Origin of the sequence: Streptomyces hirsutus (genome assembly GCF_001418415.1) — a bacterium.
Taxonomy (GTDB): Bacteria; Actinomycetota; Actinomycetes; order Streptomycetales; family Streptomycetaceae; genus Streptomyces; species Streptomyces hirsutus.
Genome location: NZ_LIQT01000372.1, coordinates 1 through 4,366, shown reverse-complemented (window position 1 = coordinate 4,366; position 4,366 = coordinate 1). Strand labels below are relative to the sequence as shown.

1 protein-coding gene and 2 pseudogenes are annotated in these 4,366 nt (G+C 70.4%); 2 read left to right on the top strand and 1 reads right to left on the bottom strand.

Annotation, left to right across the window (positions count from 1 at the left end; translation table 11 throughout):
* Positions 1-159: 159 nt before the first annotated feature.
* On the bottom strand, positions 160-1,497 hold the full coding sequence (locus AOK11_RS26405) for a 6-phospho-beta-glucosidase (protein ID WP_055596222.1): 1,338 nt from the start codon (positions 1,495-1,497) through the stop codon (positions 160-162).
* Between the two features lie 514 nt (positions 1,498-2,011).
* On the opposite strand from AOK11_RS26405, the pseudogene AOK11_RS26400 reads away from it, so the two are divergent.
* Positions 2,012-3,427 (top strand): annotated as a pseudogene (locus AOK11_RS26400) (glycoside hydrolase family 16 protein).
* Between the two features lie 326 nt (positions 3,428-3,753).
* Positions 3,754-4,366: pseudogene (locus AOK11_RS26395) on the top strand (glucose-6-phosphate dehydrogenase); the annotation flags it as partial.

Sequence of the window (4,366 nt, the reverse complement as noted above, 5' to 3'; positions counted from 1 at the left end):
GGGGAACGGGGGGCTCGGGTCGGTCGGCCGCTGTCACGGGGGGCGACCGGCCGACCCGATGCATGCCGCCGGTCCCGCCCCGTCGTCGGCCGCGGGGTCAGCGCCATGAAGTGCTCTCCTCCTGATGTGCTCTCCTTCCGAAGTACTCGTCCCGCAGAGCTACTTGAGGTAGGCGAGACCGGGGTGGACGGCGGTGTAGCCGTCGACGAGGCGGCGGGCCACGTTCACGGAGTCGACGAGCGGGTGCAGCGCGAACGCCTTGACCGCATGGGTACGGGAGCCGGATTCGGCGGCACGGAGCACCTCGCGCTCGACCGCCTTGACCGCGCAGACCAGGCCGGTGGCGTGGTCCGGCAGCGGATCGACGGAGACGGGGTGCGCTCCCTGGGCGTCCACCAGACAGGGAACCTCGATGACCGCGTCCCCGTCCAGCACCGAAAGGGTGCTGCGGTTGCGGACGTTGAGGATCAGGGTGGTGCGTTCGTCGCGGGCGACGGCCCGCATCAGGGCGAGAGCCACTTTCTCGTAGCCACCGGACAGGTCCTCCTCCTCGCGGTCGCCGGCACCGGCACTCTCGCGGTTCTCGGCCATGTAGGTGGCCTCGCGTTCGGCGCGGGTGCGGTGCCAGGTGGCGAGAGCGGGGGTGTCCGGGGTGCCCACCTGCGTGTAGAAGCGGGCCTGTTGGTCGTGGAGGAAGGCGCCGCGGGTCTTCTCGGCCTGCTGGTAGGCGCGTACGGTCTCCCGGTTGAAGTAGTAGTAGTGCAGGTACTCGTTGGGGATGGCACCGAGGGACTGGAGCCAGTCGGCGCCGAAGAGCCTGCCCTCCTCGAAGGAGCCGAGCAGGGGCAGGTCGGCGAGCAGGCGCGGGAGTTCGTCACGGCCCTTGACGTACAGGCCGCGCACCCAGCCGAGGTGGTTGAGGCCGACGTAGTCGATCCACGCCTCCCGCGGGTCCGCGCCGAGGACCCGGGCGATGCGACGGCCGAGGCCGACCGGCGAGTCGCAGATGCCGATGACCCGGTCGCCGAGGTGGCGGGACATGGCCTCGGTGACCAGGCCCGCCGGGTTGGTGAAGTTGATGACCCAGGCGTCGGGGGCGAGCCGGGCCACCCGCCGGGCGATGTCCACGGCGACGGGGACGGTACGCAGTCCGTAGGCGATGCCGCCCGCGCCGACCGTCTCCTGCCCGAGAACGCCCTCGGAGAGTGCGACCCGCTCGTCGTTCGCCCGGCCCTCGAGGCCGCCGACGCGGATCGCGGAGAAGACGAAGTCGGCGCCCCGCAGTGCTTCGTCCAGGTCGGTGGTGGTGCTCACCTCGGGAGCGTCGGGCTCGCCGGCTGCCTGTTCGGCCAGCACACGGGCGACTGCATACAGTCGACGGTCGTCGACATCGTGGAGAACGACCCGGGTCACCCGCCCCTCGGCGTGGTCCCCGAGGAGCGCGCCGTACACCAGCGGGACCCGGAAGCCCCCGCCGCCCAGAATCGTCAGTTTCACGTCCGCACCCTTCCCGTCGCGGCGGCGTCGACGCCTGCCGGTCCGATCGTCCACCACGTCCGCCCTCGATCATGATGCCTCCGGCCGGCGGCGGAGGCCCGTCCGAGCCCGGGGACGCCCCTCTCTCCGGTGAGGGCTCCGCCCGCGGGTGCCGGTGAAGGCCCGAGACCAAGCGATGGAACACACGTTCGACGCATGGTCGAACGGAGAACCACGCCCGGCCGTGCGAAGCNNGCTTCGCACGGCCGGGCGTGGCGCTGTTGCACCCATTCGCGTCAATTCACGAGGTGAACCCTCCTCGCGCTCAAGGACTTTCTCGGTTACACCTCTTGACGGCCACGGGGCCGCGGAGCACATTGGCGACACCTTGAGAGCGCTCTCACAGCCGATGAGCAGGGCTCTCAGGCACTCCCCCGCACCAGGATCCACACCCGGATCCGCACCTGAAACCGAACGCGGATCCGTACACGGATCGACCCATGCATCCGCATCCGTCTCCGAGAGGCATCCCCACATGAGTGACACCTCCGGCACCCCCCGCAGACCCCGTGCCCCGCGCAGATCCCGCTCGCTGCGGCGGGCGCTGCTGGCCGCCGTCGGCACGCTCGGGCTCGCGCTCGCGGCCTCCACCATCGCCCTGCCGTCCGCGAGCGCCTCCGCCCCGACACCCCCGTCGGGCTGGAACCAGGTCTTCGTCGACGACTTCAACGGCGCCGCGGGCAGCGGCGTCAACACCTCCAACTGGCAGTACGCGACCGGCAAGGGATACCCGGGCGGCCCCGCCAACTGGGGCACCGGCGAGATCGAGACGATGACGTCGAACCCGGAGAACGTCTCCCTCGACGGCAACGGCAACCTCCGTATCACCCCGCGCCGGGACGCCTCCGGGAACTGGACCTCCGGCCGTGTCGAGACCAACCGTTCCGACTTCGAGCCGCCGGCCGGCGGCACCCTGCGCGTCGAGAGCCGCATCCAGGTGCCGAACGTGACCGGTGCCGCCGCCAAGGGCTACTGGCCGGCGTTCTGGATGCTGGGCGCTCCGTACCGGGGCAACTACTGGAACTGGCCGGCGGTCGGCGAGCTGGACATCATGGAGAACACGCAGGGCAACAACACCGTCTTCGCCACGATGCACTGCGGCACCGCGCCCGGCGGGCCGTGCAACGAGAACAGCGGTATCGGGAGTTCGACCACCTGTCAGGGCACGACCTGTCAGGCCGGCTTCCACACCTACCGGCTGGAGTAGGACCGCTCGAAGAGCGTGGAGGAGATCCGCTTCTCCCTCGACGGCAACACCTTCCACACCGTGCGGGAGAACCAGGTCGACGCGACGACCTGGTCGAACGCCACCGACCACGGCTTCTTCGTCATTCTCAACGTGGCGATGGGCGGCGGCTTCCCCGACGCCTTCGGCGGCGGCCCGGACGCCGGTACGCAGCCCGGTCACTCGATGCTCGTCGACTACGTCCAGGTGCTGACCTCCGGCGGCGGTGGCACCACGCCCCCGCCGACCGGCAACCGCGACGCGTACGGCACCATCCAAGCCGAGTCCTTCGACGGCCAGTCCGGCACGATGACGGAGACCACCTCCGACTCCGGCGGCGGTCAGAACGTGGGCGCGCTGGCCAACGGCGACTGGCTGCAGTTCAAGGGCGTCAACTTCGGCTCGCCCGCGGCCAGGCAGTTCTCGGCACGGGTGGCGAGCGGTGCGCCCGCCGGGGTCAGCGGTCTGGTCGAGGTGCGTCTGGACAGCCGCGGCAACGCCCCCATCGGGAGTTTCTCGGTGGGCAACACGGGCGGCTGGCAGTCGTGGCGGACCGTCCCGGCGAACATCGCGTCCGTGACGGGCACGCACGACGTGTATCTGACCTTCACGAGCGGCCAGCCGCAGGACTTCGTGAACGTCAACTGGTTCACGTTCGGCCGCTGACCGCCGGCCGGCCCGTGTGACCGGCCGCTCCCCGAACCACCGGCTTCCCCGACCGGCCGAGGGGCCCCACGCGTGCGTGGGGCCCCTCCCCCATGTCCACGACCCGACGCTTTCCCGGGACGCCCGCGCCGCAGGGCCGCCTTCCCGCGAATACGTCATACTTTTACTGGTGAACGTGTTACGGAGGTGAGGGTTCGGGCGTACCGGGACACCCTGTAGTGGAGGAAGAGGACCGAGGACGTCACGACGTACGGGCGCGCCCGGCAGGAATCCGCGGAACGGCGGGGCAGGCCCTCGACCACCTCGACGACAAGGAGCTGACGGGAATGACCGAGGAGACGACCGAGGCACCGAACGGGGAGACGTCCGGGGATCCGGCCGGTACCGAATGGTCCAATCCCCTGCGTGATCCGCGCGACCGCCGTCTCCCGCGCATCGCCGGCCCCTCCGGGCTCGTCATCTTCGGGGTCACGGGCGATCTGTCGCGCAAGAAGCTGATGCCGGCGGTGTACGACCTCGCCGGCCGGGGTCTGCTGCCGCCGGGCTTCTCGCTGGTCGGTTTCGCCCGCCGGGACTGGGAGGACCAGGATTTCGCGGAGGTGGTGCACGACGCGGTCGAGGAGCACGCCCGCACCCCCTTCCGCGAGGAGGTCTGGCAGCAGCTCGCCGAGGGCATGCGATTCGTCCCGGGCGACTTCGACGACGACACGGCGTTCGAGCGACTGCGCTCGGCCGTCGACGAGTTGGACAGATCCCGGGGAACCGGCGGCAACTTCGCGTTCTACCTCTCGGTACCACCGAAGTTCTTCCCGAAGGTGGTCCAGCAGCTGAAGAAGCACGGCTTGGCCGACGCGCCCGCCGGTTCCTGGCGGCGCGCGGTGATCGAGAAGCCGTTCGGCCACGACCTGAAGTCGGCCAAGGAGCTCAACGCGATCGTCC